General features: G+C 63.5%; 23 protein-coding genes. All 23 read right to left on the bottom strand.

Annotated elements, in window-relative coordinates; genetic code table 11:
- Nucleotides 1-4: 4 nt before the first annotated feature.
- Entirely contained in the window at nucleotides 5-742 is a 738-nt protein-coding gene (locus tag EXV95_RS20575) for a TetR/AcrR family transcriptional regulator (protein WP_176888265.1), read from the bottom strand.
- A 1,079-nt stretch (nucleotides 743-1,821) separates the two neighbouring features.
- Complete coding sequence (locus tag EXV95_RS20570) at nucleotides 1,822-2,598, bottom strand: enoyl-CoA hydratase (RefSeq protein WP_176888264.1); 777 nt, start codon at nucleotides 2,596-2,598, stop codon at nucleotides 1,822-1,824.
- A 74-nt stretch (nucleotides 2,599-2,672) separates the two neighbouring features.
- Complete coding sequence (locus EXV95_RS20565) at nucleotides 2,673-3,533, bottom strand: acyl-CoA thioesterase II (RefSeq protein WP_176888263.1); 861 nt, start codon at nucleotides 3,531-3,533, stop codon at nucleotides 2,673-2,675.
- 27 nt (nucleotides 3,534-3,560) lie between these two features.
- Entirely contained in the window at nucleotides 3,561-4,451 is an 891-nt protein-coding gene (locus EXV95_RS20560; protein WP_176888262.1) for an alpha/beta fold hydrolase, read from the bottom strand.
- A gap of 282 nt (nucleotides 4,452-4,733) precedes the next feature.
- Nucleotides 4,734-5,933 carry an acetyl-CoA C-acyltransferase gene (locus tag EXV95_RS20555; RefSeq protein ID WP_176888261.1) on the bottom strand — a complete coding sequence of 400 codons (1,200 nt, stop codon included), beginning with the start codon at nucleotides 5,931-5,933 and terminating at the stop codon, nucleotides 4,734-4,736.
- Nucleotides 5,934-5,945: 12 nt separating this feature from the next.
- Complete coding sequence (locus EXV95_RS20550) at nucleotides 5,946-6,455, bottom strand: DUF4442 domain-containing protein (RefSeq protein WP_176888260.1); 510 nt, start codon at nucleotides 6,453-6,455, stop codon at nucleotides 5,946-5,948.
- Between the two features lie 32 nt (nucleotides 6,456-6,487).
- Nucleotides 6,488-8,890, bottom strand: coding sequence for a 3-hydroxyacyl-CoA dehydrogenase/enoyl-CoA hydratase family protein (locus tag EXV95_RS20545; RefSeq protein WP_176888259.1), 2,403 nt, complete (start codon nucleotides 8,888-8,890; stop codon nucleotides 6,488-6,490).
- A gap of 67 nt (nucleotides 8,891-8,957) precedes the next feature.
- On the bottom strand, nucleotides 8,958-9,395 hold the full coding sequence (locus EXV95_RS20540; RefSeq protein WP_055400964.1) for a DUF2147 domain-containing protein: 438 nt from the start codon (nucleotides 9,393-9,395) through the stop codon (nucleotides 8,958-8,960).
- Nucleotides 9,396-9,439: 44 nt separating this feature from the next.
- Entirely contained in the window at nucleotides 9,440-11,236 is a 1,797-nt protein-coding gene (locus EXV95_RS20535; protein ID WP_176888258.1) for an acyl-CoA dehydrogenase C-terminal domain-containing protein, read from the bottom strand.
- Nucleotides 11,237-11,241: 5 nt separating this feature from the next.
- Entirely contained in the window at nucleotides 11,242-11,985 is a 744-nt protein-coding gene (locus tag EXV95_RS20530; RefSeq protein ID WP_055400968.1) for a TetR/AcrR family transcriptional regulator, read from the bottom strand.
- Between the two features lie 185 nt (nucleotides 11,986-12,170).
- Entirely contained in the window at nucleotides 12,171-12,833 is a 663-nt protein-coding gene (gene slmA / locus EXV95_RS20525) for a nucleoid occlusion factor SlmA (RefSeq protein ID WP_121422251.1), read from the bottom strand.
- 177 nt (nucleotides 12,834-13,010) lie between these two features.
- Nucleotides 13,011-14,462: a sensor histidine kinase gene (locus EXV95_RS20520; RefSeq protein WP_176889131.1), complete on the bottom strand. Its 1,452-nt coding sequence runs from the start codon at nucleotides 14,460-14,462 to the stop codon at nucleotides 13,011-13,013.
- Nucleotides 14,463-14,552: 90 nt separating this feature from the next.
- On the bottom strand, nucleotides 14,553-15,245 hold the full coding sequence (locus EXV95_RS20515) for a response regulator transcription factor (protein WP_055396780.1): 693 nt from the start codon (nucleotides 15,243-15,245) through the stop codon (nucleotides 14,553-14,555).
- A 173-nt stretch (nucleotides 15,246-15,418) separates the two neighbouring features.
- Nucleotides 15,419-16,309, bottom strand: a complete 891-nt coding sequence (argB, locus tag EXV95_RS20510; protein ID WP_055396782.1) for an acetylglutamate kinase — start codon at nucleotides 16,307-16,309, stop codon at nucleotides 15,419-15,421.
- A gap of 84 nt (nucleotides 16,310-16,393) precedes the next feature.
- Entirely contained in the window at nucleotides 16,394-17,497 is a 1,104-nt protein-coding gene (locus EXV95_RS20505) for a glycosyltransferase family 4 protein (protein ID WP_029413975.1), read from the bottom strand.
- Nucleotides 17,498-17,717: 220 nt separating this feature from the next.
- Nucleotides 17,718-18,410 (bottom strand): lytic transglycosylase domain-containing protein, encoded by a 693-nt coding sequence (locus EXV95_RS20500; protein ID WP_370460115.1) that lies wholly within the window; start codon nucleotides 18,408-18,410, stop codon nucleotides 17,718-17,720.
- A gap of 5 nt (nucleotides 18,411-18,415) precedes the next feature.
- Nucleotides 18,416-19,066 carry a DapH/DapD/GlmU-related protein gene (locus EXV95_RS20495; RefSeq protein WP_255484821.1) on the bottom strand — a complete coding sequence of 217 codons (651 nt, stop codon included), beginning with the start codon at nucleotides 19,064-19,066 and terminating at the stop codon, nucleotides 18,416-18,418.
- Nucleotides 19,067-19,068: 2 nt separating this feature from the next.
- Entirely contained in the window at nucleotides 19,069-20,085 is a 1,017-nt protein-coding gene (locus tag EXV95_RS20490) for a class I SAM-dependent methyltransferase (protein WP_176888256.1), read from the bottom strand.
- Nucleotides 20,082-20,981: a lysophospholipid acyltransferase family protein gene (locus EXV95_RS20485; RefSeq protein ID WP_176888255.1), complete on the bottom strand. Its 900-nt coding sequence runs from the start codon at nucleotides 20,979-20,981 to the stop codon at nucleotides 20,082-20,084. Before EXV95_RS20485 ends, EXV95_RS20490 begins: the two co-directional genes overlap by 4 nt.
- Nucleotides 20,978-22,201 (bottom strand): ABC transporter ATP-binding protein, encoded by a 1,224-nt coding sequence (locus EXV95_RS20480; protein WP_176888254.1) that lies wholly within the window; start codon nucleotides 22,199-22,201, stop codon nucleotides 20,978-20,980. Before EXV95_RS20480 ends, EXV95_RS20485 begins: the two co-directional genes overlap by 4 nt.
- Before the next feature lie 30 nt (nucleotides 22,202-22,231).
- A complete protein-coding gene (locus tag EXV95_RS20475; RefSeq protein ID WP_255484820.1) occupies nucleotides 22,232-23,029 on the bottom strand; it encodes an ABC transporter permease in 798 nt (265 codons plus the stop codon).
- A complete protein-coding gene (locus tag EXV95_RS20470) occupies nucleotides 23,026-23,889 on the bottom strand; it encodes an NAD-dependent epimerase/dehydratase family protein (protein ID WP_370460114.1) in 864 nt (287 codons plus the stop codon). Before EXV95_RS20470 ends, EXV95_RS20475 begins: the two co-directional genes overlap by 4 nt.
- Before the next feature lie 56 nt (nucleotides 23,890-23,945).
- On the bottom strand, nucleotides 23,946-25,169 hold the full coding sequence (locus tag EXV95_RS20465; RefSeq protein ID WP_176888252.1) for a glycosyltransferase family 4 protein: 1,224 nt from the start codon (nucleotides 25,167-25,169) through the stop codon (nucleotides 23,946-23,948).

Here is a 25,169-nt window from a genome sequence, read left to right as displayed (position 1 = left end):
TTTGTTATGAACGGATGAACAAGGCCAGTGCCTCGTCAGTGAGCGCGTCAAGCGACTTGCCCTTCTTGGGCGAGAACCACTGCACCGCCCAGTTGAGCGCCCCAAAGATGAACAACCGCGCCACACCGGGCTCGGCCTGCAGCGCGCCCTGCTGGGCCAGCGCTTCCAGCACGGGCATCCAGGTGGCCTCGTAGCTGTCCTTGATGCGGGCAATGCCCTTGCGCTGCGCGGGCGTGAGCGAGCGCCATTCGTACAGCATCACCGGGATGAAGCTGCTGCGGGGCCCGAGCAGGATCTCGAAGTGATGTCGGATGAGCGTGCGCAACTGCTCGCGCGGTGTGGCCTGGGCTGGCAGTGCATCCAGCGCCTGCTGCTGGCTTTGTGTGGCCATGGTCATGCCCTCGCTCATCACGGCGTAGAGCAGCGCGCTTTTGCTTTCGAAATGATAGAAGGGCGAGCCGCTGTGCATGCCTGCGGCCGCCGCAATGTCGCGCGTGCTGGTGGCGGCAAAGCCCTGGGTGCGGAAGAGCTTGGCCGCGCCGTCCATGAGCTTGCGGCGGCGGTTGCCGTCGTCGAGTTCTTCGGCGGTTTTGCGGGGGCGACCGCGCGGGCGGCGAGTGGGGGTTGCCTCTGCAGTGGCTGCGTTGGCGTCGGAGGAGGCTACGGCCTTGCTGCGAGGGCGGGCCGGGGGTTTCTTGGGAGCGGGGGCGATGGCGCTGGTGCGCTGCACGGGTGAATCCATGCGGGCACGATAGCAAAACTGTTTATTTTTAGCAAGCAAGTGCTTTGTAAAAATAGATAGCTTGTCTGATCATGATTGCTGCGGGTGCTTTTTGAGGTGAAGCGCCAGTATTCACTACCTGATTTGCTATTCATTTTGAAGCAGATCGCGTGCCTATGCGAAGGACGGAGGCCGGGAGTCGCCCGGCAGGCGAGTGACTTTCTTTCGCGTCGCCGAAAGAAAGTCACCAAAGAAAGGGCGACCCTGCTGTCTGCGCCCCCTTCGCTGCGCTGCGGGGCAACCTGGGGTGCTCGGTCACGGGGTGCACCGCAGAACTCGCTGCGCGCCTGCGGCGCTCCGCTCGGACAACTGCGGTGAGTCAGTTCACGAAGCATGTGTGTCCTTCGGCACACATGCCACCCCGCGCCCTGCGCGCCCCAGGCGCATCCAGAAGGGAACCCAACGGACATCCATTCGGGCCATCGCTGCGCTCGGCCCCGCCTGCGCAGCGCGTGGCGCTTGCGCCCGCGAGATGGGGCCGAGCGCAGCAAAGGCCCGTGCGGCTGCTTGGCTGTTCGGCTGTTGGATATTCGGCTGCCCAACCCCCTGCTGGCTGCGCCTGCGGCGGGGCGGTTGTGGGGTGGCATGGGCGTCGAAGCGCCCATGCTTCGTGAACTGACTCGCCGCAGTTGTCCGAACGGAGCTGCGAAGCAGCGCAGTGAGTTCTGCGGCGCACCCCGCAACCGCCCCGCCGCAGGTTTGCCCCGTAGCAAAGCGCAGGGGTCGCAGACTGGGGGTCGCCTTTCTTTTGGGTACTTTTCTTTGGCGAAGCAAAGAACAAGTACCTCGGCCGCCGGGCCGAGACCCGGCTTCCGCACTAAAACCAAGCACGCCCTAACTTCGATAGGCTCAGCTCAAACAGTAGGCGGAAACTCGAAAACTACAAAAAACAATAGCTGCCAGCGCTTGATAGACAGGCGCCAGCAGCCAAAATGACCAAGACCCAAGGACTCAGAGTGCGCCGAAATCCGGTCGGTGCTTTTAGCGAAACCGCCGTCGGCCTGCTCCGCAGTCCGCACCGCTCACGCGGCGACCGGATTTCAGACAGCGCTGAAATCGGGACGGCGCTTCTCCATAAAAGCCGAGAACGCTTCCCGCGCTGCAGGCTCACGCAACATGCGCCCAAAGCTCTCACCTTCTTCCGCCATCACCTCCAGCACCTTCGCCGTCTGCCCACCCTTCATCAACCGCTTGGTTTCGATGAGCGACGACAACGGCTTGGCAGCCAGCTTCTTCGCCTGCGCCTGCGCCACCCCATTGCACTCGGTGGGCGGCACCACGCGGTTCACCAGACCCACTTCCAGGGCTGCTTCGGCCATGAAAGGCTCGCCCAACAGCAAGGCTTCCGCAGCGCGGTGGTACCCCAGCATCTGCGGCACCAGCAGGCTCGATGCGGCCTCGGGGCACAGGCCCAGATTGACGAAGGGCATGGAGAACGCCGCGTTGTCGCCCGCATAGACCAGGTCGCAATGGAACAGCATGGTCGTGCCGATGCCCACGGCCGGGCCGCAGACCGAAGCGATCACGGGCTTGGGGAAAGTGGCGATGCCGCGCAGAAAACGGAACACGGGCGAGTCCTGCGTGGCGGGCGGCTGCTGCAAAAAATCGCCAATGTCATTGCCCGCACTGAAGATCGCCACGTCGCCCTGGAACACCACCACACGCACGCTGGCATCGGCCTTGGCGGCATCGAGCGCATCAGCCATGGCGGCGTACATGTCGCGCGTGATGGAGTTCTTCTTGTCCACGCGGTTGAAGGTGATGGTGGTCACGCCCGCTTCGGAGTGGACGAGGATGTCTTGGGTGGCTTCGGTCATGGTGGTGAAGGTTCCGGGTCGGATGGATTGGGACAAGAGGAATGCGGTACGGCACAGGGCAACAGGCCGACTTCCTATTCCTTGTAGTAAACGATCTGATGGCTGGTGGCCAGCATGGTGCCAGCCTCATTCCACAGCTGCACGGTCTGGTCGAAGAATCCGTTGCGGAACTCCTGCCCGCGCGCCTGGCCGAGCAGGAAGCCCGTGCCCGTGGCCTGCAGCTGCTCTGCCGTGGCGTGGAAGTACACGGTGATGGACACCGTGCCCGCAGGCACCTGGCGCGCGCGGCGCAGCCACACGCGGGGGAAGAACACATCGGCCAATGCGGACAGCGCCACAAAGTCGAGCGGCCTGGGTGGTGTGTCGCGCATCCACAGCTGCGTCAGGCTGTGGTCGCCGCTGCCGTCCCAGGTGCGCGGGATGAAGCCAGCGATGGGGCGCATCTCGTAGCGATTGAGCCATTCCACAGCGCCCAAGGGGGCGACGATGGCCTTTTGCTCTGCAGGCGGAGGCACCTGAGGCATGGGCACATCGCCCACGCTCCAGGTCTCGCGGCGCACGGCCGTGACGGCGGTGGCCGTGGTGGTGACCACCTGCGCGCCGTCGGCACCGGCCTGCAGAATCGACAGCGTCCAGTGCTGGGTGGAGCGATTGGTACGAACAGGAGTTGCCTGCACCGTGAACGCACCAGCGGTCAAAGCGCCCGCATAGTTGACTGTGAGCGACAGCGGGTCGCCCAGCCGGTCGGGATGTTGCAGAACGGCCTGCAGCAGCGTGGCGGCGGTGATGCCGCCAAACGGGCCCACCATGTTCCAGTAGCCGGGGTGGGTCTGCCCTTCGTACTGGCCCGTCGCATCGGACGAGGCCGTCAGTTGCAGCGCCTCATCCAGCGGATGGATGGATGAAGGCGATGAAGTGGAAGCGGAGGAGGTCATGCTGCGAGTGTGCCGCGAAACGACCACTCAGGCCGTCGTGCCGGAGACTTGGCCCTGGTGCGCAACTCCCCCACCCAACGCGGCCAGCGCCGCCGCCGCACGGGGCCACAGGCTCTGCTGGAACTGGTCGCGAAAGAAGCCGAAGTGGCCGATGCGCCGCACCTGCAGATCGGCTGGCGTGATGCTCTCCACCCGGCGCTCGGTGTTGGCGTACAGGTTCACCAGGTTGTGCGTGCCACGCAAGGTCATCAGCTCGTCGTCGGCCATCGACAGCGCCAGCACCGGGAACCGCACCGCGCCATAACTCTGCGCCACCGCAGGCCCCTCGGCGCCCACGCTGTACGCAGGGTCCAGACACCAGCGCCGCCACTGCAGGATCACCCCCGCCGGCAGGTCGCCCACCTTCTTGAGCGTGCGCCCCGGAAAGTACCCGCACAGCCGCGTGGCCAGCGGCACCAGCACCCACCAAAAGTACGGAACGATGCGCTTGAGCTGCGGCGCGTTGTCACGCCAGTAGCCGCTGCCTGCGGCCACGCTCAGCAAGCCCGCCACCTGCTCGGGCTTTTTCAGCAAGCCCGGCAACTGCGCGCCCAGGCTGTGCCCCAGCAGGTACAGCGGCTGCGACGGCAGCGCGGCCTTGGCGGTGGAGATCACGGCCTCGTAGTCCTGCGCCCAATCAAACAGATCCGCCTTTACATCGCGCATGGCGCCCTGCAGCGAATCGCCGTGGCCTCGGTAATCAAACGTGGTGACCCGAAACCCCTGCTGCGCCATCCACAGCGCAAAGGCCTCGTAAAACGACTGTCGCACCCCCATCGCGCCGCCAATGACAACGCTGGCGCGTGGCGCGCCCTCGGGTTCGTAAACACGCAGCGCCAATGACACTGCCCCGTTCACCTGCAAGGTTTGCTTGTTCATCTCTGTCTCCTTGTGTCGAAACCGATCTGCGTCGGCTTGAAAAGAAAACTATCACTGAGAGGGCAGAACCCTGGCTTCGACAAGCTCAGCCCGAACGGTTTGGGTGAGAGCAATCAAGTCTTGCCCCACCCATTCCCCTGTCTTCACACCCCGCCCTCAAGGGCGTAGCGAGCGGCTTTCAGGCTAGGCGGACGGAGCGCAGCAACCGGAACGTACTTGCGGTACGTGAGGATTGCGAGCACCGCCCAACGACGCATGAAAGCCGCGCAGTAGCTAGCTAACTCACAAAGCTTCGATGATGCCGGCGGCGCCTTGGCCTGTTCCTACACACATCGTGACCATGCCGTACTTCAGCTTGTGGCGACGCAGCGCATGCACCACCGTCGCCGCACGGATGGCACCGGTGGCACCCAGCGGATGCCCCAGCGCAATCGCACCGCCCATCGGGTTCACATTCGCTGGGTTCAGGCCCAGCGTATTGATCACGGCGAGCGACTGCGCTGCAAATGCTTCGTTCAGCTCGTACCACCCAATGTCGTCACTCTTCAGCCCCGCATACCGCAGGGCCGCAGGAATCGCCTCGATAGGCCCAATGCCCATGATTTCAGGCGGCACGCCTCGCGCGGCGTAGCTCACAAAACGTGCCAGGGGCGTCAGGCCAAACTGCTTCACCGCCTTTTCGCTGGCCACGATGAGGGCGCCCGCACCATCGCTGGTCTGCGAGCTGTTGCCGGCTGTGACGCTGCCGCGCGCAGCGAACACGGGCTTGAGCTTGGCCAGGCCTTCGAGGGACGTGTCGGGGCGGGGGCCTTCGTCCAGGTTCACCGTGCGGCGCTTTTCCACTACTTCGCCGGTGGCGAGGTTGGGCGAACGCTCCACGATTTCGAAGGGGGTGATTTCGTCGGTGAACTCACCGGCCTTTTGCGCTTTTATGGCACGCAGGTGGGATTCGAGGGCAAACGCGTCTTGCGCTTCGCGGCTCACCTTCCACTGCTGGGCCACCTTCTCGGCGGTCAGGCCCATGCCGTAGGCGATGCCTACGTTTTCGTCCTTGGCAAAAATCTCGGCGTTGAACGAGGGCTTGTTGCCGCCCATGGGCACCAGGCTCATGGACTCGGCGCCACCGGCGATCAGCACGTCGGCCTCGCCCACGCGGATGCGGTCGGCGGCCATCTGCAGCGCGGTGATGCCCGATGCGCAGAAGCGGTTCACGGTCACGCCGCCCACAGGGTGGTCGAATGCCAAGCCCACGGCAATACGGGCCATGTTCATGCCCTGCTCGCCTTCGGGGAAGGAGCAGCCGATGATGGCGTCTTCAATCGCCTTGGGGTCCAGCGTGGGCACCTGCAGCATGGCGCTCTTGATGGCAGCGACCAGCAGGTCGTCGGGGCGGGTGTTCTTGAAATAACCGCGGCCCGAGCGCCCGATGGGCGTGCGCGTGGCGGCGACGATGTAGGCGTCCTGGACTTGTTTTTGAGCCATGGTGAAACTCCTTCAATTCTTGGGTGGGCGGCTGGAAGGAACCCAGGCCCACGTAAATACACATTCGACCGGCTCTACACCGGCTTCGTCGGTCACGGTGACTTTCACCTGCACCTCGCCCTTGTCGCCGGCCAACATGGCGGCGCGCTGCTCGGCGGTGAGCGTGGCCACGGCCTTGAGGCCGCCCGTGGCGCGCTTCTTAAACGCCATGGAGAGCTCCTTGGCCAGCGGCAGGCAGTCGTCGCGCACGTTCATGCCCACGACCATGCCGGTGGCCGTTTCGGCCAGCAGGTTCATGGCCGAGGCGTGTACGCCACCAATGTGGTTCTGCACGCGGTGCTCGTTGGCAAGGTGCACTTCGACACGCTCAGGCGTGAGCGACACGAACTTCACCCCGGCCGTGCCGGTAAAGGGCACGGCCCGGCGCAGGATGATGTTCTGCACGAAGCCACGCATGAAGGCGGGCGCCTCGTCCAGGCGCATCAGCGAGCGCTGCAGTTTGTTGGGGGCGTATTCGCTCATGTCGGTCAGCCGGTTGTCAATCGACGTTCGGATCAGTTGCGAACCGGCTTGCCGGTGGACAGCATGCCCAGGATGCGCTCATGCGTCTTGGGCTGGGCGATCAGGTGGCAGAACACCTTGCGCTCCAGCGCGAGCAGGTACTCCTCGCTCACCAGCGCGCCAGCGTCCACGTCACCACCGCAGACCACCTCGGCAATCATGGCGCCGATCTGGAAGTCGTAGGCGCTGATGAAACCGCCGTCGCGCATGTTCACCAGCTGGGCCTTGATGGTGGCCAGGCCGCTGCGGCCCGCCACGGGGAACAGGCGCTTGTGCGGGGCACGCCAGCCGCTGGCGGCCATGGACTTGGCCTCGTTGATGGCCACGAACAGCAGCTCGTCCTTGTGGGGCACGATGATGTCGCTGTCCAGCAAAAAGCCCAGCTTGCGCGATTCGATGGCACTGGTGCCCACCTTGGCCATGGCGGCGGCAGTGAAGCCCTCGGTCAGGAAAGGCAGGATGTCCTTGGATGTGGAAGCTGCCATGTTCTCGGCCGCGCGGCGGGCGATGTAGGTCAGGCCGCCGGCGCCGGGCACCAGGCCCACGCCCACTTCGACCAGGCCGATGTAGCTTTCCATGTGGGCCACGCGCTTGGCCGAATACACGGCCAGCTCGCAACCACCGCCCAGCGCCATGCCATGGATGGCTGCGACGACAGGCACCTGCGCATAGCGAATGCGCATCATCAGGTTCTGCAGTTCCTGCTCGATGCTTTCCACCGCATCGGCGCCGCCGACCATGAAGGCAGGCATCGTGGCTTCCAGATCCGCACCCACGCTGAACGGGGCGTCGCCAGACCAGATGACCATGCCCTGGTACTCAGACTCGGCCAGTTCCAGCGCTTCCATCAGCGCTTCCATCACCTCGGGGCTGATGGCGTGCATCTTGTTCTTGATGCTGGCGATGAGCACTTGGCCGTCGAGCGTCCAGGTGCGCAGGGCTTTCGATTCAGCAATGGTGGTGCCAGCGGTGCGCCAGTCGGGCAGGCTGGTTTCGCCCAGCAGGGCCTCGGGGAAGATCTGGCGCTCGTACACGGGCAGCTGGCGGCGGGGCACAAACTTGTTCTGCGATGCACTCCAGGAACCTTGCGCGGTGTGCACGCCACCGGCTTCGGCCACGGGGCCCTTGAAGACCCACTCGGGCAGCGGAGCCTTGCACAGCGCTTTGCCGGCATCGATGTCCTCCTGGATCATCTTCGCGACTTCGAGCCAACCGGCTTCCTGCCACAACTCGAAGGGGCCCTGCTTCATGCCAAAGCCCCAGCGCATGGCCTGGTCCACGTCGCGGGCGTTGTCGGCGATGGTGCCCAGGTGCACGGCAGCGTAGTGGAAGCTGTTGCGCAGGATGGCCCAGAGGAACTGGCCGGGCGCACCTTCTGCGTTGCGCAGCAGGCGCAGGCGCTCGGCAGCGGGCTTCTTGAGCATGCGAGCGTATACCTCGTCGGCCTTCTGGCCAGCGGGCACGTACTCTTCGCTTTCCAGCTCGAAGCGCATCACGTCGCGGCCGACCTTCTTGAAAAAGCCGGCCTTGGTCTTCTGGCCCAGATTGCCCAGTTCCAGCAACTTTTTCAGCACGGCGGGCGTGCCAAAGCTTTCGTAGAAGGGGTCGGTCTCGATGCTCAGGTTGTCCTGCAGCGTCTTGATGACGTGGGCCATGGTGTCCAGGCCCACCACGTCAGCGGTGCGGAAGGTGCCGCTCGATGCGCGGCCGAGCTTCTTGCCTGTGAGGTCGTCCACCACGTCATAGGTCAGGCCGAAGTTCTCGACCTCTTTCATCGTGGCCAGCATGCCGGCGATGCCCACGCGGTTGGCCACGAAGTTGGGCGTGTCGTGCGCGCGCACCACGCCCTTGCCCAGGCCGCTGGTCACAAAGGCTTCAAGCTGGTCCAGCACTTCAGGCTGGGTGGTGGGGGTGTTGATCAACTCCACCAGCGTCATGTAGCGCGGGGGGTTGAAGAAGTGGATGCCGCAAAAGCGGGGCTTGATGCTCTCGGGCAGCACTTCGCTCAATTTGGTGATCGACAGGCCCGAGGTGTTGGACGCCAGGATGGCATGCTTGGCCACATGGGGAGCGATCTTGGTGTACAGGTCCAGCTTCCAGTCCATGCGCTCGGCAATGGCCTCGATCACGAGGTCGCATTCCTTGAGCAGGTGCATGTGCTCTTCGTAGTTGGCCTGCTGGATCAGCGCTGCGTCGTCGGCCACGCCCAGGGGCGAGGGCTTGAGCTTCTTCAGGCCTTCCACGGCCTTGGTGACGATGCCGTTCTTCGGGCCTTCCTTGGCAGGCAGGTCGAACAGCACCACGGGCACCTTCACGTTGACGAGGTGGGCGGCAATCTGCGCGCCCATCACGCCTGCGCCGAGTACGGCGACTTTTTTCACTTGGAATCGGGACATGGGTTGGGTTCCTGGTTGGGGCGTTGCGCAACACCGCGGGGGGTGCACAAGGCCACGGGAATGGGGTTTACTGGACGCGGATCCAGGTTTGCGTGCGGCCAAAGGGGCCGATGGAGCCCCGCACTTCGAGCTTCTTGCCGCCCTCGACGGGGGTCATGCGCAGGGTGTAGTTGCGGCCGTTCTCGGGGTCGAGAATCTTGCCGCCTTCCCACACCTCTTTGCCGTCAGCCTTCTTGGCACCCCGGATGATCTCCAGGCCCAAGATGGGCTTGCCCTTGCGGTCATCCGAGCATTCGTCGCAGACATCGTCGGGCTTGGCGTCTTTGGACAGGCGCTTTTCCAGCGCCCCGTTCAAAACGCCGCCGCCGATGTCGCGGATGCGGATTTCGGCCTTGGCCTCGCCGGTCTTGTCGTCGATGTTGCGCCACAGGCCTTCGGGCGTCGCCTGCGCCCAGACGGGCGCCGAAAACGCTACAAAAATAATAGCTGCTACCGCTTTATACATAGGCGCTCCGTGCCAAAAAAACTTGAAATCCGCAGATCTACCGATCAGGCCAGGGCCAGATCCGTGTCCATGAGCACCTTGCTACCGGCACGGGCCGTGCGCATCAGCGTGGCGGTTTCAGGGAACAGCTTGGCGAAGTAGAAACGTGCCGTCTGCAGCTTGGCACCGTAGAACGGGTCGGTGTTGCCAGCGGCAATCTCGCGCAGGGCGACCTGGGCCATGCGGGCGAACAGGTAGCCGAACACCAGGTGGCCGGCCACGCGCAGGTAGTCCACGGCGGCAGCGCCCACTTCGTCGGGGTTCTGCATGCCCTTGAAGCCGATCTCGGTGGTGAACTTGGTCATCTGGTCGCCCAGCATGGCCACCGGGTTGATGAACTCGGCCATCTTCTCGTTCACGCCTTCTTCTTCCACCAGCTTGCCGATCAGCTTGCCCAGCTTCTTGAGCGTGGCGCCGTTGTTGCCCAGGATCTTGCGGCCCAACAGGTCCAGCGACTGGATGGTGTTGGTGCCTTCGTAGATCATGTTGATGCGGTTGTCGCGCACGTACTGCTCCATGCCCCATTCCTTGATGAAGCCGTGGCCGCCAAAGACCTGCATGCACGCGTTGGTGCTGATGTGGCCGTTGTCGGTGATGAAGGCCTTCACGATGGGGGTGAGCAGCGCCACCATCTCTTCGGATTCGGCACGCACCTTTTCATCGGGGTGGCTGTGCACCTTGTCCAGCAGCAGCGTGCAGAAGATCTGCAGCGCGCGGCCGCCTTCGGCATAGGCCTTGGCGGTGAGCAGCATCTTGCGCACGTCGGGGTGCACGATGATGGGGTCGGCGTCCTTGTCCTTGGCCTTCACGCCCGAGAGGCTGCGCATCTGGATGCGGTCCTTGGCGTAGGCCAGGGCGTTCTGGTAGGCGACTTCGGTCAGGCCCAGCGACTGGTTGCCCACGCCCAGGCGGGCGGCGTTCATCATCACGAACATGGCTGCCAGGCCCTTGTTGGGCTGGCCCACCATGGTGCCGATGGCGCCGTCGATGGCGATCTGCGCGGTGGCGTTGCCGTGGATACCCATCTTGTGCTCCAGGCCCGTGCAGAAGATCGGGTTGCGTTCGCCCAGCGAGCCATCGGCCTTCACGTTGAACTTGGGCACGACGAACAGGCTGATGCCCTTGCTGCCCTTGGGCGCATCGGGCAGGCGGGCCAGCACCAGGTGCACGATGTTGGCGGTCATGTCGTGCTCGCCGGCGCTGATGAAGATCTTGTTGCCGGTGATCTTGTAGGTGCCGTCGGCCTGCGGCTCGGCCTTGGTGCGCAGCAGGCCGAGGTCGGTACCGCAGTGGGGTTCGGTCAGGCACATGGTGCCGGTCCACTCGCCGCTGGTCAGCTTGGGCAGGTAGATCTTCTTTTGCTCTTCGGTGCCGTGGGCGTGCAGGGCTTCGTACGCGCCGTGCGACAGGCCGGGGTACATGGTCCAGGCCTGATTGGCCGAGTTCATCATCTCGTACAGGCACTGGTTCAGCACGAAGGGCAGGCCCTGGCCACCATAGGCGGGGTCGCACGACAGCGCCGCCCAGCCGCCTTCGACGTACTTGGCGTAGGCATCCTTGAAGCCCGACGGGGGCTTCACCTCGTGCGTGGTTTTGTCGAGCACGCAGCCTTCGGTGTCGCCGCTGATGTTCAGCGGGAAGGTCACTTCGGCGGCGAACTTGCCGGCTTCTTCGAGCACGGCGTTGATGGTGTCCACATCCACCTCGGCGTGGGGCGGCATGGCCTTGAATTCATCGCTGACCTTGAGCACTTCGTGCATGACGAATTGCATGTCGCGCAGGGGCGGCGTGTACATAGGCATGGGGTTTACTCCTTGGAGGTGGTGGTTTGGTTGGAAACTTTGCGGCGCTTGGCAGCAGCAGCGGGGGCGGCTTCTGCGGTGGCGCCAGGTTTTGCGGCGCTGTAACGCGCCAGGATGTTGTGAAAGCCCTGCACCGCCCGGGCCATGGAGCCCGGGGTTTGCAGGAACCGCGCTTCGTAGTGCAGCGCGAGGATGAGGCCGTGGATCTCGAACAGCATCTGCTCGGCATTGGTGTCCGCGCGCAGCTCGCCCAGGCCCTTGCACTGCTCGATGGCGCGGCGCATGGCGGCGTGCCAGGTCAGCACCGAGCTGGCCAGCGCGTCACGCACGGGGCCGGTGCGGTCATCAAATTCGACCGCACCGCTGATGTAGATGCAGCCCGAATCGATTTCGATGGAAGTGCGCTTCATCCAGTTGTCGAACATGGCGCTGAGCCGGGCCAGGCCACGCGGCGCGGACATGGCGGGGTAGAACACTTCCTGCTCGAAACGCGTGTGGTATTCACGAACCACGGAGATCTGCAGCTCTTCGCGAGAGCCAAAATGGGCAAACACGCCCGACTTGCTCATGCCCGTGACGTCGGCCAACGCCCCAATGGACAGGCCTTCCAGCCCGATGTGCGTGGCCAGTCCCAGCGCTGCCTCGACGATGGCCGCCTTGGTTTGCTGGCCTTTTTGCAGGGCGCGGCCGGTACCGCTGCGAGCGCGCGGGATGCGGGTGACCTGGCTGGATGAAGAGGTGGCGGACATGCGGGCAAATAAAAACGAACGTTCGTTCTATTCTGCAGCAAATTCTCCGCCCGACCAAAACCCCCGGAAAAAATAGGGAGGCCCACCCAAACCATTCGTTGCGGCGGTGCCACCCACTGCCCCACCCCATCGCTTCCGCCCCCGCCACAGGGCCGCCCACGGCAGGCGGCACCCAGGCGGTGGTATCAGAGAATCAGCGCCAGGCTGGCTTCCAGGTGCTCCGATGGCAGGCGCTTGAAACCCGAGCGCGCGTAGCGTTGCAGGCGCCCCACGGCAAACGCCGTGAGCACGCTGGCCGCGACCTGGGCATCCACAGTGGGTGTGGCAGAGCCCGCTACCGCCGGGCGCAGGCACTGGCGCAGAGTGGATTCGATGCGGTCAAAAAACTGGTTCATGCGCTGCTGCAGGCGCTCGTGCTCAAACACCAGGGCATCGCCCACCATCACGCGCACCATGCCGGGGTTGCGCTCGCCAAACTGCAGCAGCAACGCCACGATCCGCGCAGCCTGGCGCGTGCCCACTTCGGCAGACTGGTCCGGATCGGGTACATCGCGGCCGGTAATCTGCTGGACCAGGGTGAACACGGTCTGCTCGATGAAGTCGATCAACCCTTCGAACATCTGCGCCTTGCTGGCGAAGTGGCGGTACAACGCGGCCTCGCTGACAGAAAGACGCGCCGCCAACGCGGCGGTGGTGATGCGCTCTGCCCCAGGCTGCTCGAGCATGGCCGCCAGCGCTTGCAGGATCTGTACGCGCCGCTCACCCGGCTTGGGCCGTTTGCGCGCAGCCGGAGTTTCGCCCCCGTCGTCGGTACTGGCTGGCTCGGGGAGGGGCGAAAGTTCAGACATGCAGGGACAAGGGCTGGGGTAAGGCCATGCGGCCAAGGGCACCCTGCGCCCGGTTCACATGCCAGGTGGGCATGCACCGGCCTGCGGCAGGGCGTAAATCATGTGTGGAAATGATTCTCGCACAGGCCCTGGGGCGGCCCCATGGGCACGGGCGAGAGCAGCTGCCACTACGCCGATTTACAGCGGAAACACCACAGTCACCAGCAGGCCGTGCCCCAGCGGGCCGGTGCCCAGCGTGAGGGCAGCGCGGTGCACGCGCGCAATTTCGTCGGCAATGGCCAGCCCAAGCCCCGTGCCCTCGCCCACCGTACCGGGCACCCGGTAAAAACGCTGCATGACGCGCCCTCGCTCGGCATCGGGCACGCCAGGCCCATCGTCTTCCACCTCGATGAACACACGTGGCGGCCCTGCGCGCCCTTGGCGCATGCCACAGCGTATGGTCACAATGCCGCCTGCCGGGGTGTACTTGATGGCGTTGTCCACCAGGTTGGACAACAACTCGCGCAGCAGCCAGCCATGGCCGGTGACATGCACGGGCTGGACTTCCAGCCCCAGGTCCAGCCCCTTGCCGGTGGCTGGGTCGAGAAAGGTCTCCAGCAGGGTTTCGCACAGGTCCTTGAGGTCTACGCGCTGGGGCGGCTGCGCGTCCAGGCTGCGCGCATCGGCGCGCGACAGTGCCAGCAGCTGGTGGGCAAGCTGCGAAGTGCGGCGCGTGGCATTGCGCAGCTTCTCGATCTGGTCAACTCCTAAAACAATAGCACCTTTCGCCTTCCCATCATGCGCTAGCGGCAATTTTCCCTCAAAATTTGACAAAGACACCCGGGGTGGTGCCGCCGCCTTGGCCATCATGGCCCAGGCTTCGACCTGTGCCTGCAGGCCCGCCAGCGGGGTGCGCAGCTGGTGCGCCGCATCGGCCACAAAGCGGCGCTGCCCTTCCGCCTGCGCATTGACCAGTGCAAACAGGCGGTTGAGCGAGTGCACGAGCGGGCGCACCTCGGCGGGCGACGAGGCTTCGTCGATAGGGCTCAGGTCACGCGGCGAACGGTGCTCCACCGCTTCGGCCAAGTCCACCAGCGGTTTGAAGGCCCGGCCTACAGCCCAGTGGATGGCCAGCGCGGCGGCAGCCACCAGCACCAGGTTGGGCAGCAGCACCCGCAGCAGGAGCTGCTGCGCCCATTGCTGGCGCGGGTCAGACCCGTCGGCCAACGCCACCACCAGTTCGCCGGCCCCGGTGCGACCACGCTGCACCGCCACCCTGTAGGTCACGCCGCCAAACTCAACGCTGTGGAACTCGGGCGCATGGGTGGTGGGCACGGCACTGTGCACCCAGTCGTCGCCCAGCAACAGGCGTCCTGAGATGTCGCGCACGCTGTAACCCGCAAACCCGGTGTTCTGGCGCAGAAAGTCTTCGACCGGAGGCGCCAGCAGCAGCAAGGGCGGCTCATGGTCACGGATCGACGGGGCCAGCACCGAATCTGCCAGTGCGGGCAACAGCCGCAGCAGGCGCTGGTCGTGCCGCCCGGCGGCCTCGTCGGCCGAGCGGTAGTCGAGCCACACGCCCACCAAAGCCAGCGCGCACAAAGGCAGCACCAGCAAGATCAGCAGCCGATTGCGCAGGTCGGAGGTCATGGCACGCAGGCCGGGCCGTGGGGAAGGGATGGCTCGGTCCGGCGGCGTCATCATGATCCTTACCGACGGCTTCAGCCAGGCCGGTTCCGCTCAGGCGGCCTGGAGTTCAAGCCGATAGCCGAACCCGCGGATCGAACGCAGCGCCACGCCATGCGGCTCCAGTTTGCCGCGCAGCCGGGAGACGTAGACCTCCACCGCGTTGGGCGTGATCTCTTTGTCCCAGCCCGTCAGAGCCTGCAGAAGCTTGTCCTTGCTGGCAGGCTTGGGGGCATTGATGAGCAGGTACTCCAGCACAGTCCATTCACGCGGACCGAGTTCAATGACCTGCTCCCCGTCCCCGGTACGGATGCTGGCGCGGCGGCCAGCCGTGTCCAGCTCCAGCGGACCAAAGCTCAGCACCGCCGTGGTGGCAGCTTGCGAGCGGCGCAGCAGGGCGCGCAGGCGTGCCAGCAATTCAGGCAGCTCGAAGGGCTTGACCATGTAGTCGTCGGCCCCCAAGTCCAGCCCCTGCACGCGGTCATGCAGTGCATCGCGCGCGGTGAGGATCAGCACCGGCAGGGCGGGGCTTGCCATATCAGGGCGGCGCAGGCGGCGGGTGAGTTCCAGCCCATCCATGGCCGGCAGGCCGATATCGATGATGGCCGCGTCGAACGACTCGGTGCGCAGCACCTCTTCGGCGCGCTCACCGCTTCCGACCCAATCCACGGCGTACCCCGCGTCGGTCAGCCCCAGCTTGATGCCGCTGGCAACCATCACATCGTCTTCGACCAGCAATAGTCGCATATCAACCCACTTGTTCGCTGTGCATCGCAGCATGCGCAATAGGCTGGCGCAGCCTCAGCCAGCGGCCACCGCGCAAGGGCCCCCAATACCTTGTGCTGGCGCTGGCGACGTCACCCACCCCGCGAAGCGAGAGAAGGGAGAAGGCGCGAAGCGACTCAGAGGGATGGACCATTTCAATGGCTACGAATCATGGTCCCGTAAGCCTGGTCGGTCAGGATTTCGAGCAGCATGGCGTGCGGCACACGCCCATCGATGATGTGCACTGCGTTCACGCCGGCCTTGGCAGCATCCAGCGCTCCCGCAATCTTGGGCAGCATGCCGCCAGAGATGGTGCCGTCGGCAAACAGCGCATCGATCTCGCGGGCCGTCAGGTCGGTGAGCAGATTGCCCGCCTTGTCCAGCACACCGGGCGTGTTGGTCAGCAGCATGAGCTTTTCCGCTTGCAGCACCGTGGCCAGCTTGCTGGCGACCACGTCGGCGTTGATGTTGTAGCTCTCGTTGTTCTCACCAAAGCCGATGGGGCTGATGACGGGGATGAAGGCGTCGTCCTGCAGCGCCTTGACCACACTCGGATCGATGGAGACGATGTCTCCCACCTGCCCCACATCGTGCTCGATGGACGGGTTCTTGTTGTCCACCATCTTGAGCTTCTGCGCACGGATCATGCCGCCGTCGCGCCCCGTCAGGCCCACGGCCTTGCCGCCGGCCTGGTTGATCAGGCCCACGATGTCCTGCTGCACCTCGCCGGCCAGCACCCACTCGACCACTTCCATGGTCTCAGCATCGGTCACACGCATGCCCTGGATGAACTCGCCCTTCTTGCCCAAGCGGTTCAGCGCCGTCTCAATCTGAGGCCCGCCGCCGTGCACGACCACGGGGTTCATGCCCACGAGCTTGAGCAGCACCACGTCCTCGGCAAAGTCGGCCTGCAGCGCGGGGTCGGTCATGGCGTTGCCGCCATATTTGATGACCATGGTCTTGCCATGGAACTTGCGGATGTAAGGCAGCGCCTGGGCCAGGATTTCAGCCTTGTCGCGCGGGGCAATCGAAAGAAGGTCGGTCATGGAGGCGGGCCATCCAGAGAAAACGGTGAGGCGCAAATTGTGCCGCATTCGCGCGGCGCGCTGGGTTTGCCAGCGCACCCGCCGTCAGTGGCGCAACCAGTTGGGTACCTTGAAACGCACAATGGCCAGGTAGGCCATCACATAGCTGATGACGAACAGGCCGCAAAACGCCATCAGCAGTGGGGTATTGCTCCAGAACAGTACCGCAGGCACCACCGTCAGCAAGGTGAAGCCCCACAGGTAGGGGGATGTGCGGTTATTGCGCATCAACACCCTGCGCGATTCATCGTCGTGGAAGACACCCCGAACAATGCGACGGTAAATCAGTTGGTGAAAATGCAGCGCATCTGCCACGCCGGGGGACACGCCCCGCACGGTCTTGCGGTAGATCGAGAAGATCGTTTCCCAGACGGGGTAGATCAGCAAAAGCATGGGGAACCAGGGCGACACATCGGCGTTGCGCTGCACCAGGGAAATGCTGGCCAGGGCAATCACGCCGCCCCACACGTAGGCACCGCCATCCCCCGCGAACAGCATGCCGCGCGGGTAGTTCCAGACCAGAAACCCGCCCGTCGCCGCCGCCGTGGACACCAACAGCGCAGCCAGCGCACGGTCCCCCACCTGCAGGGCCACATGGGCCAGCGCCAGGCAAACGATCAGAGCCACCATGCCCGCCAGGCCGTTGTAGCCATCAATGATGTTGAATGCATGGGGAAGTCCCGCAACCGCCAGAACAACCACCGCAACGCCCAGCCACGGTGCAGCGGCCAGCAAAGAATCCAGCCAGGGCCACCCCATGCGCGGCAAGGTCAGATCCAACAGGATCACCGCCAGAGCGCCGGATGCACCGGTCAGGCTCAACCGGTAACGCACAGACAGGCGCTGGGTCATGTCCTCCGCAATGCCGCCCAGCGCGGCGGGCAGCAAGGCCACCAGCCAGCCCCCCACCCAAGCTCCGAGCTTCAGCGAGCCAGGATCACCCCAATGGGTAGATTGAAGAACACCAAGGCCCCAACTGCACCCAATGCCCAGCAGCAATGCGGCTCCCCCCAAGCGGGGAACGTCCCCCAGATGAAAGCGTTGGGGCATGCCGTTGCCGTACACGGAAGCGTGGCTGTGCATCCACCGCACGATGAACCCTGCCGCCAACGCTGCAACGATGAATGCCACCACAGATAACCAGATCATGAGCGGCCGATGGTACCCGCACTCGGTCCCAGCACCTGTAAGAAAGCGCTATCCACGCAGCCCCATCCCAGCGGACTGGGGCTGTTGGCATGCTCCAAGGACGCCATGTGGGGAGAACCTGGCAAGACGCCACCACGAAGGTCCGAGCCTGAATCAGGCCGGCCCCTCGACAACTCCGAGGGGGCCATGGAGGGGTTCATGCGGTCAGAACCCGGGGCCACTACCGAAGCGAGCCACGGTAAAAACGCATCACCTTTTCCACGTACTGCTGCGTTTCGGGATACGGCGGGATGCGCCGACCATACTTGATCACGGCACCTTCCCCGGCGTTGTACGCCGCCAGCGCCAGTTCCTTGTCACCATCGAACATGCGCAGCAGATCGGCCAGGTAGCGGGTGCCAATCTGCGCATTCACTTTGGGCTCCATCGCGGCATGCTCTCCGTCTGACGAAGGGCGCGCTGCAACCCCATAACGCTCAGCCGTTGCCGGCATGACCTGCATCAGCCCCAACGCACCTTTGCGCGAAACGGCTTTCACATTGAAGGCCGACTCTGCTGCCGCGACGGCAATCACAAATGCAGGGTCCAGCGACTGCGCCACCGCCGCCGCTTCCAGGTGCTGCTTGACGTCGTCATAGCCCGGAAACTGCAGTGCAGAGGGGCTGCGATCCTTGCCCTTCACCACCGAGGCGGGAGGCACACGGCTGAGCCAGATCACACCCCGCGTAGCCGCCGAAGGAGGCACATTGCCGATGTGGGTTACGCCCTCCCCATCCACAAACTCCCACACCTGGTTCGCCCAGGAGGACGGCAACCATCCCCCAACCAGAAAAACCAAGAGCATGACACCACGCATGACCGCCCCAAGCGATGGGAGGTCGCGCTCGTCAGACTCCTTCCAAAACAGACTCATGGTTCTCATTTGACCTCGCGCCCTTCGCGAAAGAAACTTTTCAGCCCAGCACCGACCCGTTGAAACCAGGAGGCCGCTGCCTCGGGCTGAGGCTCCGGCCATGCATCCCCCCGCCTTGAACGGATCAGCCTGGCGGGCATACCTGCAGCCACCATGCCCGCCGGGACATCCTGTCGCACCAGCGCCCCGGCTGCCACGACCGCGCCACGGCCAATCGTCACGCCCTCTAGAACAATCGCGCCAGCACCGATCCAGGCACCGTCTTCCACAACGATTCTTGCCCGGGTGATTCGGTTGCGAGCAATCACCACATCCCCCCCATCGATGGCATGGCCGGCGGACAGCAGCTTGGCATGGGGGCCAATCAGGACATCCTCACCAATCTCCAGGCCACCTTCACCCGACAGGTAGCCTCCCACATTGACGATAGTACGGGCTCCGATGCAGATACCCACGCAGGGATCTGCCACCACATCGCCCAGCACCAGCCGTGTCTGGGCATAGATACTGACCCCGTCGGCCAGGCACAAGACATCGGAGCGCTGGCCGAAACGCATGACCGAGACGGACGGGTCGATCCGACATTCGGCGCCCATGCGATCCACACCTGCGTGTGACGCCGTGAAAGCAGGAATTCCCAGCAGCATGTCCGTCATGTTCACCGGCTGTGATGCGAGCCCATGAGCCTGCGCCAACGGCTGCGCCATGCGCGATCGTTCAGCTCCGCCGTCCTGGCCTGCAACGCTATTTGCGTGGTCGCAAGCTCAGACTCCACCAGTGTCTTTTCGGACCGCAGCGAACCCACCTCGGTGCGCAACTCATTGATCTCTTGCTGGAGTTTCCCAATGAGGTCCTTGGCTTCCGCAAAGGCCTTCTGGTGCTCCAGCAACGAAGCTCGTTCGCGCTGGTGCAGCACCGTCAGTGCTTGCAACTCGTCGCGCAAGCCGTCCGCCATGCCCCGAGCCTCTTTCAGCTCCCACGTTGGGGCATCCACAGAAGGCGTGACCACCACCATCCACTGGTAGACGTCAAAGTCCTGCCACCCAGCCAACAACGCCTGGCGCTGGTCGCCCGACAGGGCGCTCCAGTAGCCGGCGAATTCGCTGCATTCAACGGGTACCCTATTGGCTTCCCAGACTCGGGGAGCCCATCCGCAGTCCAGCAACATCTTCTCCATGCTACGTTTGGTAAAGAAACGGACATGGGTCCTGTCCAATTGGCCCTTGTCGGAATAGTCAAAGATGCCGCTTCGCATAGAAGCCAGCACCCCGGCATAGGCGATGTTCGGAACGGAAATCAGTAGACAGCCCATGGGAGCGACAAACTCACTCAACCGCTGCAGCACATCCTCGGGCTTTCTGAGGTGTTCCAGCACATCACAAGCCATCACCGTATCAAACTGCCGACCCTTGAGCGCATCCAGCCAGTCGGTGCTGTCCAGATTTCCAGGGATGACCTCCACGTCCAGTGTCTTGAGCACTTCCAGCGCCTCGGGGTCGTTTTCCACCACCGTGACGCGATAGCCCCGCGCCAGGAGAACACGGGTCATGGCGCCAGGGCCCGGCCCAAGCTCCAAGACCGAGCCGCCACCTGGTGGTACGCGGCGCAGCAACCGAGCGGCCCACTCCTCACCATCCGGGTCGAATGCGTAGTCGTATCGCTCAATATTGGTCATGCATTTCCCTCCGCCTTTGGCGCCGGTTCGGGCTGCCACATCTGATCCCACAATCCCCACTGCCACCATGCCCAAGGCCGGGCCAGAACATCCTGCTCCAGCCGCTGGATGACTCTATCGATCGCCTGCCTGGGATTTTCCGGCAATGGCTCGACGACAACCTCCAGATGGTCAGGGCGTCGGGAATGAGTCACAGCATGCAGCAACGGAACGCCCGTGGATTGCGCCAGACGCTCAATACCTGTGGGCAGACTCAGGTTTCCGCCCAGAAAGGGGTTACCACGCAAGCGGCCAAACTCAGGTCGCCATGCATCAGCCAGAATCACCCACGCTTGCCCCGCCCGCAGGCTTTCATGCACCGGGCGCAGCCCTTCACTCGTGGTGTGCCATTTTCCACCGGTCACCTCGGTATAACCTTGAATTTTTCGCAGCAAAAAGCGGCGCTGCGCAGCCTCAAGCTCCGGGTTGTCCAAGACCGGCATGGTCAGAACATTGGTGGCGACACCCTCCCTCGCCAAAGCAACCGGGGCAGTCAGAAGCCGGTCATAGTGATTGAGAACCAGTATGAAGCCCTTGCCTTGGCGAGCCAGGCCTTTGGCAAACTCGGCACCTTGCAGATCAATGGTCGGCCCTCCGGAACGGCCCAGGCGGCTGAAGGCCATGGCATCCACCATCTCCTGCGCTAACATGGCCAAGTGGGCGCGAGCCCATAGCGCATGCTGCTCCCCCGTGGCTTCCGGGAAGACCCGGGCAAACAAGCTTTCGAGCCAGCGCAGCAGGTGCTCGCGCTCCGCAGCTGATTCCCGCCCTATCCGCCCGGCCAGCCGCCAGGGCAGGGTCGTAGGCAGCCGGGCAATGAGAGGGAAAAGCAGGTCCAGAGACCAGGCTCGCGTCATTCCGCCAGCACCCATTCGTGTTCCAGCCAGGCAACACCAAACTCCCGGTGCTTCTGGTTCAGCACGGTAAAGGGCTGGATAAGTTCCGCCATGTCCAGCACCTGGATACCTGAATCATCCAGGACATACACGCTCCAGAGGTACTCACCAGACAGCAGCGGCAAGCGGGGGAACCTGGCACGAATGCGGTGGCTGCCAGTGCCCTGCAGCGGCTTACCCTCGGCGCGAAACTGCGTGCTCGTGCCAAAAACGTTGTCCTTGTCCGGGCGAACAATTGCAAACAACACATGAAACGGCGCGTCCGCATAGGACTCGATCTCGATCTCTACCGACAGATCCTGAAACGAATCCACCTGCGCAGGGTTGATGCCGTCCCCCGTTTCGATCGTCAGGCCTGCGATTTTTACCAGCGGTGCTCCCGACGAAGACGCCGCTGCGGGCTGCGCCGCTTCATCCTTTTTTGCAGCCTCATGGGCCTCGACGCGCAGGTGGGCATACCTGCGTCGCTCATGGGATTCGTAGGCGGTCACCACGTCCTCGGTCGCTCCGATCGCTTGCACGCGACCACCGTGTATCCATGCCGCCCGCTGACAGAGGCTTCGTACCTGATACAGGTTGTGGGAACAGAAAAGCACCGTGGCGCCTCGCTCACGAAGCTCCAGAATGCGATTGAGGCTCTTCTTCTGGAAATGCAGGTCGCCCACGGAGAGCGCCTCGTCCACGATCAACACATCCGGATCGATGGCCGTCGCAGCGGCAAAAGCGAGCCGCATGAACATGCCCGATGAGTAGGTCTTCACCGGCCGCTCCAGCGTCTCCTTGGTCAACTCCGAGAACGCAGTGGCACGGACAATGAAGTCCTCCATGGCGGCGCCCTCCAGCCCATGCAACGCGGCCATGAAGCGGATGTTGTCGTAGCCGGACTCCTCCGGGTGAAACCCCGCACCAAGCTCCAGCAACGCGGCAACGCGGCCTTCTTGAAACACCTGCCCACGGGTGGGACGGATGGTGCCTGCCGCGATTTTCAGCAAGGTGCTTTTGCCCGCACCGTTCTCACCAATGAGGCCAAACGTTTCGCCGGCCTGCACCTCAAAATCCACCCCGGTCAAAGCGACATGTATACGGTGGCGCTGCTTACGCGTCACCCACTCCCAAAGCCGGTCCTGAGGACGGCTGTAGACCATATAGGTCTTTTCAATGCCTTCAAAGCGGATCGTCATGGCTTTACAAGGCCTCGCCCAGTGCAGACTTCATGGAGCGGAAGAACCACCACCCCCCTCCACCCAGCAACACACCCATACGGCCAAGGCCACGGGGGTTCCCGGCGGTACCGGCATATGCAATACAGTGCTCTGCACCATCAGGACCAGGCACGCTACGGGGTTGAAAAGGAACCAGTTGTGGAATTTCTCCGGCACCTGGGACAGGGGGTATACGACAGGTGTCAGGTAGAACCAGAGCTGTAGTGCGAAGGCCACCATGGAGCCCACATCACGCCACAGAAAATGGGCCATGCTCAGCAACAACGTAAGACCAAAGGTCAGCGCAATCTGGGCCAGCACCAGAACCGGCAGCCAAGCCAATGACGCGTAAGGCCCCACACCCTGCACCACCGACAAGACAATCAACAGCGCATAGCCAATACCCAGAACGAGCAGGCTGCCGCCAACGGACACTGCGGGCAGTATCTCCGCAGGCATAGGCTGCTTGCGCAGAAAGTCCTCATAGGCCGCCAGAGACCCAACCCCCCGGCCAATGGCATCGGTAAAGGGCAGCCAGACTGCAAGCCCTGCCAGAAGGTGCAGCAGATAGCCATTGTTCACGTCCAGCCCGGGCACCCGCACCGCCAGCACCAGGCCAAAAAGAACATAGAAGATGGCCAGCGTGGCAACGGGCTGAACAAAAGCCCAGGCAAAACCCAATACCGAACCGGCATAGCGGGTCTTGAACTCGCGCACCATCCAGTAACGCCAAAGCACCCACAACTGGCGCGCATTGCGCGGCGCTGCCGATGAGACCCCAGTGGAATGGGAAACAGGGCGCGTCATGCTACCGTCCGCAGCCATTCGACCGATTTGGCCACCCCGTCCTCGAAAGCCATCGTCGGCTTCCAGAACAGCTCGTTCTGGGCACGCTGAATGTCCAACACATTGACCGGTGGGTCAAAAGGACGCGCGCGGAATACACGCCGTTCTACGGCATGCCCCAACAACTGCTCCAGGGTGTGCACAATATCGTTGACGCTGTGCCCTGCACCACCGCCAATGTTGAATATCCGGGTCTCCCCCTCATGGCGCGCCGCTGCTGCGAACGCATATCCCACATCCGCAGCGTAAACAAAATCGCGCACCACGGACCCGTCTCCCCACACATCCAGCGGTTGCGCATTGAGCGCACGGTGTGCAAAAACGGCAATCACACCTTGGACTCCATGGGGTTGCTGCCACTCACCGTAGGGATTGCTCAAGCGCAGAATCCGGCATGGCAGGCCATGCTGTGCTTCTTCGATGCGCAAGTGGTGCTCAATCGCCAGTTTGGTGGCGCCGTAGGCCCCCATGGGCATGGTGGGATGGGCCTCACACAAAGGCACATACTGCGGCCGCCCGTACACCGCCCCGCCGGATGACGCAAACAGCAACCTGGGGCGCACAGCCTTTTTTCGCAATTCCTGAAGAAGGCGCAAGGTCCCCACCAGATTGGTCTGGACATCCTGGATGGGGTCCTCACTGGCCGTGGCCGGCACCGTGGAGGAAGCGAGGTGAACAATCACGTCTGCCCCCCCCACCACATCCCACCAGGAGGGCAGGTCAAAACAATCTGCCTGCACCTCTCCTGCCAGCCAGGGAGCACTACCCGCAGCCGACAATGACCGGTCTACCGACCACACTTCTGCGCCTTCCGACGCCATGGCACGTCCAATATGGCGCCCCAGAAACCCAGCACCTCCCAGAATCGCGCAACGCATCAGGAAGCCTCCACTTGCTGCTGGGTGCGCGCGTGCAGCAGGGCGGCTTCAAAGTCCTTCGCAACCATGTCCCAAGTCTGCGCCCGCGCAAACTTTTCGGCCCGTGCGCTCAAAGCATGGCGCCGTTCATCGTTCTGCAACAAGTCACAGACTGCATCCGCCAACCCCTCCGGCGAAGACTCCGCCAGAGCGGCGACGTCTTCATTGAGCAGCCATTCCACGTTGGGCCCCCGATTCGAAACAACAGCACAACCCGAAGCCATCAACTCCAGGGGCAATAGCGATGCATTCGTGAGCGACAGAACCAGCGCCACATCGCACTGGCTGTAGAGATCCGGCAGATCATCGAGCGCCACGGTTCCACACCCCAAGTGTGGAAACGGAATGTGATAGCCAGCCGTGTCCCAGCCTGCCAGTACGAACTGGACGTCGGGCATCCGCTCCCACACTGCATTCAGCACCAGAAGTCCTATCTCAAACGCCCTGCGGGGAGTGGGGGGACGCGCGTAGAAGAACACCCGGCGAATCTCCGGCTCCCTGCGCGGCAAGCGCCGGTAACGCTCTAGTTCCACTCCAAAACCTACCGCGTGGGTGGTCATGCCATATTCATTCGCCAACTTGCTGGCCAGCCAGCCGCCCGCCGTGATGCCGAAAAATCCAAAGCTGTAAGTATTCTGTGCCAGGACCGACTCCGACCCGACGGGGTAAAAATGCGGCTCGTAGTCCTGCACAAAGTAGAGCTTGTGCTTCGCGCCCGTAAAGGCACGTACGGTGTAGGCAGTGTCCCATCCCGTAGCAATGGAGAATTCGCACGGCGGCAGATCTTCAAGTCCCAACAACACCTGCGCTTGAAGCGGAAAGAAGTGCTTCCGAATGGCCTCGCGGGCCTCCTGCGCATCGTGGTGCATGACGGGCTTGCCGATCACGATACTGGAGGCATAGCCCATCTGCTCCAGATGCCAGATGGTGCGAAAGATGTTGAGATGGCCACCGGACCCGACATTGAAGTCAGGAATGAACCACAGCAGAGTGCCCGGCTTGGCCTCACCCGACTGGGCAGGCAAGACATAAGGCAGGGCGAAGTCGTAGTGGCGAAAGACATCCACATACCGCCCTGGGCCTTGGCGCACGCGACGCACCACCGCACGCAGGGCGGCAAAAACGCCTTCCTTGCGCGCCATTTCTTTCACACGCCAGATCTTCTTGGAGAGATTCAACGCCAT

It is taken from the genome of Acidovorax sp. JMULE5 (assembly GCF_013376875.1).
GTDB lineage: Bacteria > Pseudomonadota > Gammaproteobacteria > Burkholderiales > Burkholderiaceae_C > Acidovorax > Acidovorax facilis.
The sequence above is the reverse complement of the archived record's forward strand: the minus strand, read 5'-3'. Positions and strand labels throughout refer to the sequence as shown.

Bases quoted from the DNA above. Each gene is read 5' to 3' on its own strand.
- EXV95_RS20505 (WP_029413975.1), bottom strand. From the start codon at position 17,497: ATGATCTGGTTATCTGTGGTGGCATTCATCGTTGCAGCGTTGGCGGCA.
- EXV95_RS20500 (WP_370460115.1), bottom strand. From the start codon at position 18,410: ATGAGTCTGTTTTGGAAGGAGTCTGACGAGCGCGACCTCCCATCGCTT.
- EXV95_RS20555 (WP_176888261.1), bottom strand. From the start codon at position 5,933: ATGGCTCAAAAACAAGTCCAGGACGCCTACATCGTCGCCGCCACGCGC.
- EXV95_RS20495 (WP_255484821.1), bottom strand. From the start codon at position 19,066: ATGACGGACATGCTGCTGGGAATTCCTGCTTTCACGGCGTCACACGCA.
- EXV95_RS20470 (WP_370460114.1), bottom strand. From the start codon at position 23,889: ATGGCGTCGGAAGGCGCAGAAGTGTGGTCGGTAGACCGGTCATTGTCG.
- slmA (WP_121422251.1), bottom strand. From the start codon at position 12,833: ATGTCTGAACTTTCGCCCCTCCCCGAGCCAGCCAGTACCGACGACGGG.
- EXV95_RS20490 (WP_176888256.1), bottom strand. From the start codon at position 20,085: ATGACCAATATTGAGCGATACGACTACGCATTCGACCCGGATGGTGAG.
- EXV95_RS20485 (WP_176888255.1), bottom strand. From the start codon at position 20,981: ATGACGCGAGCCTGGTCTCTGGACCTGCTTTTCCCTCTCATTGCCCGG.
- EXV95_RS20545 (WP_176888259.1), bottom strand. From the start codon at position 8,890: ATGTCCCGATTCCAAGTGAAAAAAGTCGCCGTACTCGGCGCAGGCGTG.
- EXV95_RS20535 (WP_176888258.1), bottom strand. From the start codon at position 11,236: ATGCCTATGTACACGCCGCCCCTGCGCGACATGCAATTCGTCATGCAC.
- EXV95_RS20575 (WP_176888265.1), bottom strand. From the start codon at position 742: ATGGATTCACCCGTGCAGCGCACCAGCGCCATCGCCCCCGCTCCCAAG.
- EXV95_RS20475 (WP_255484820.1), bottom strand. From the start codon at position 23,029: ATGACGCGCCCTGTTTCCCATTCCACTGGGGTCTCATCGGCAGCGCCG.
- argB (WP_055396782.1), bottom strand. From the start codon at position 16,309: ATGACCGACCTTCTTTCGATTGCCCCGCGCGACAAGGCTGAAATCCTG.
- EXV95_RS20540 (WP_055400964.1), bottom strand. From the start codon at position 9,395: ATGTATAAAGCGGTAGCAGCTATTATTTTTGTAGCGTTTTCGGCGCCC.
- EXV95_RS20530 (WP_055400968.1), bottom strand. From the start codon at position 11,985: ATGTCCGCCACCTCTTCATCCAGCCAGGTCACCCGCATCCCGCGCGCT.
- EXV95_RS20565 (WP_176888263.1), bottom strand. From the start codon at position 3,533: ATGACCTCCTCCGCTTCCACTTCATCGCCTTCATCCATCCATCCGCTG.
- EXV95_RS20520 (WP_176889131.1), bottom strand. From the start codon at position 14,462: ATGACCTCCGACCTGCGCAATCGGCTGCTGATCTTGCTGGTGCTGCCT.
- EXV95_RS20560 (WP_176888262.1), bottom strand. From the start codon at position 4,451: ATGAACAAGCAAACCTTGCAGGTGAACGGGGCAGTGTCATTGGCGCTG.
- EXV95_RS20550 (WP_176888260.1), bottom strand. From the start codon at position 6,455: ATGAGCGAATACGCCCCCAACAAACTGCAGCGCTCGCTGATGCGCCTG.
- EXV95_RS20465 (WP_176888252.1), bottom strand. From the start codon at position 25,169: ATGGCGTTGAATCTCTCCAAGAAGATCTGGCGTGTGAAAGAAATGGCG.
- EXV95_RS20570 (WP_176888264.1), bottom strand. From the start codon at position 2,598: ATGACCGAAGCCACCCAAGACATCCTCGTCCACTCCGAAGCGGGCGTG.
- EXV95_RS20480 (WP_176888254.1), bottom strand. From the start codon at position 22,201: ATGACGATCCGCTTTGAAGGCATTGAAAAGACCTATATGGTCTACAGC.
- EXV95_RS20515 (WP_055396780.1), bottom strand. From the start codon at position 15,245: ATGCGACTATTGCTGGTCGAAGACGATGTGATGGTTGCCAGCGGCATC.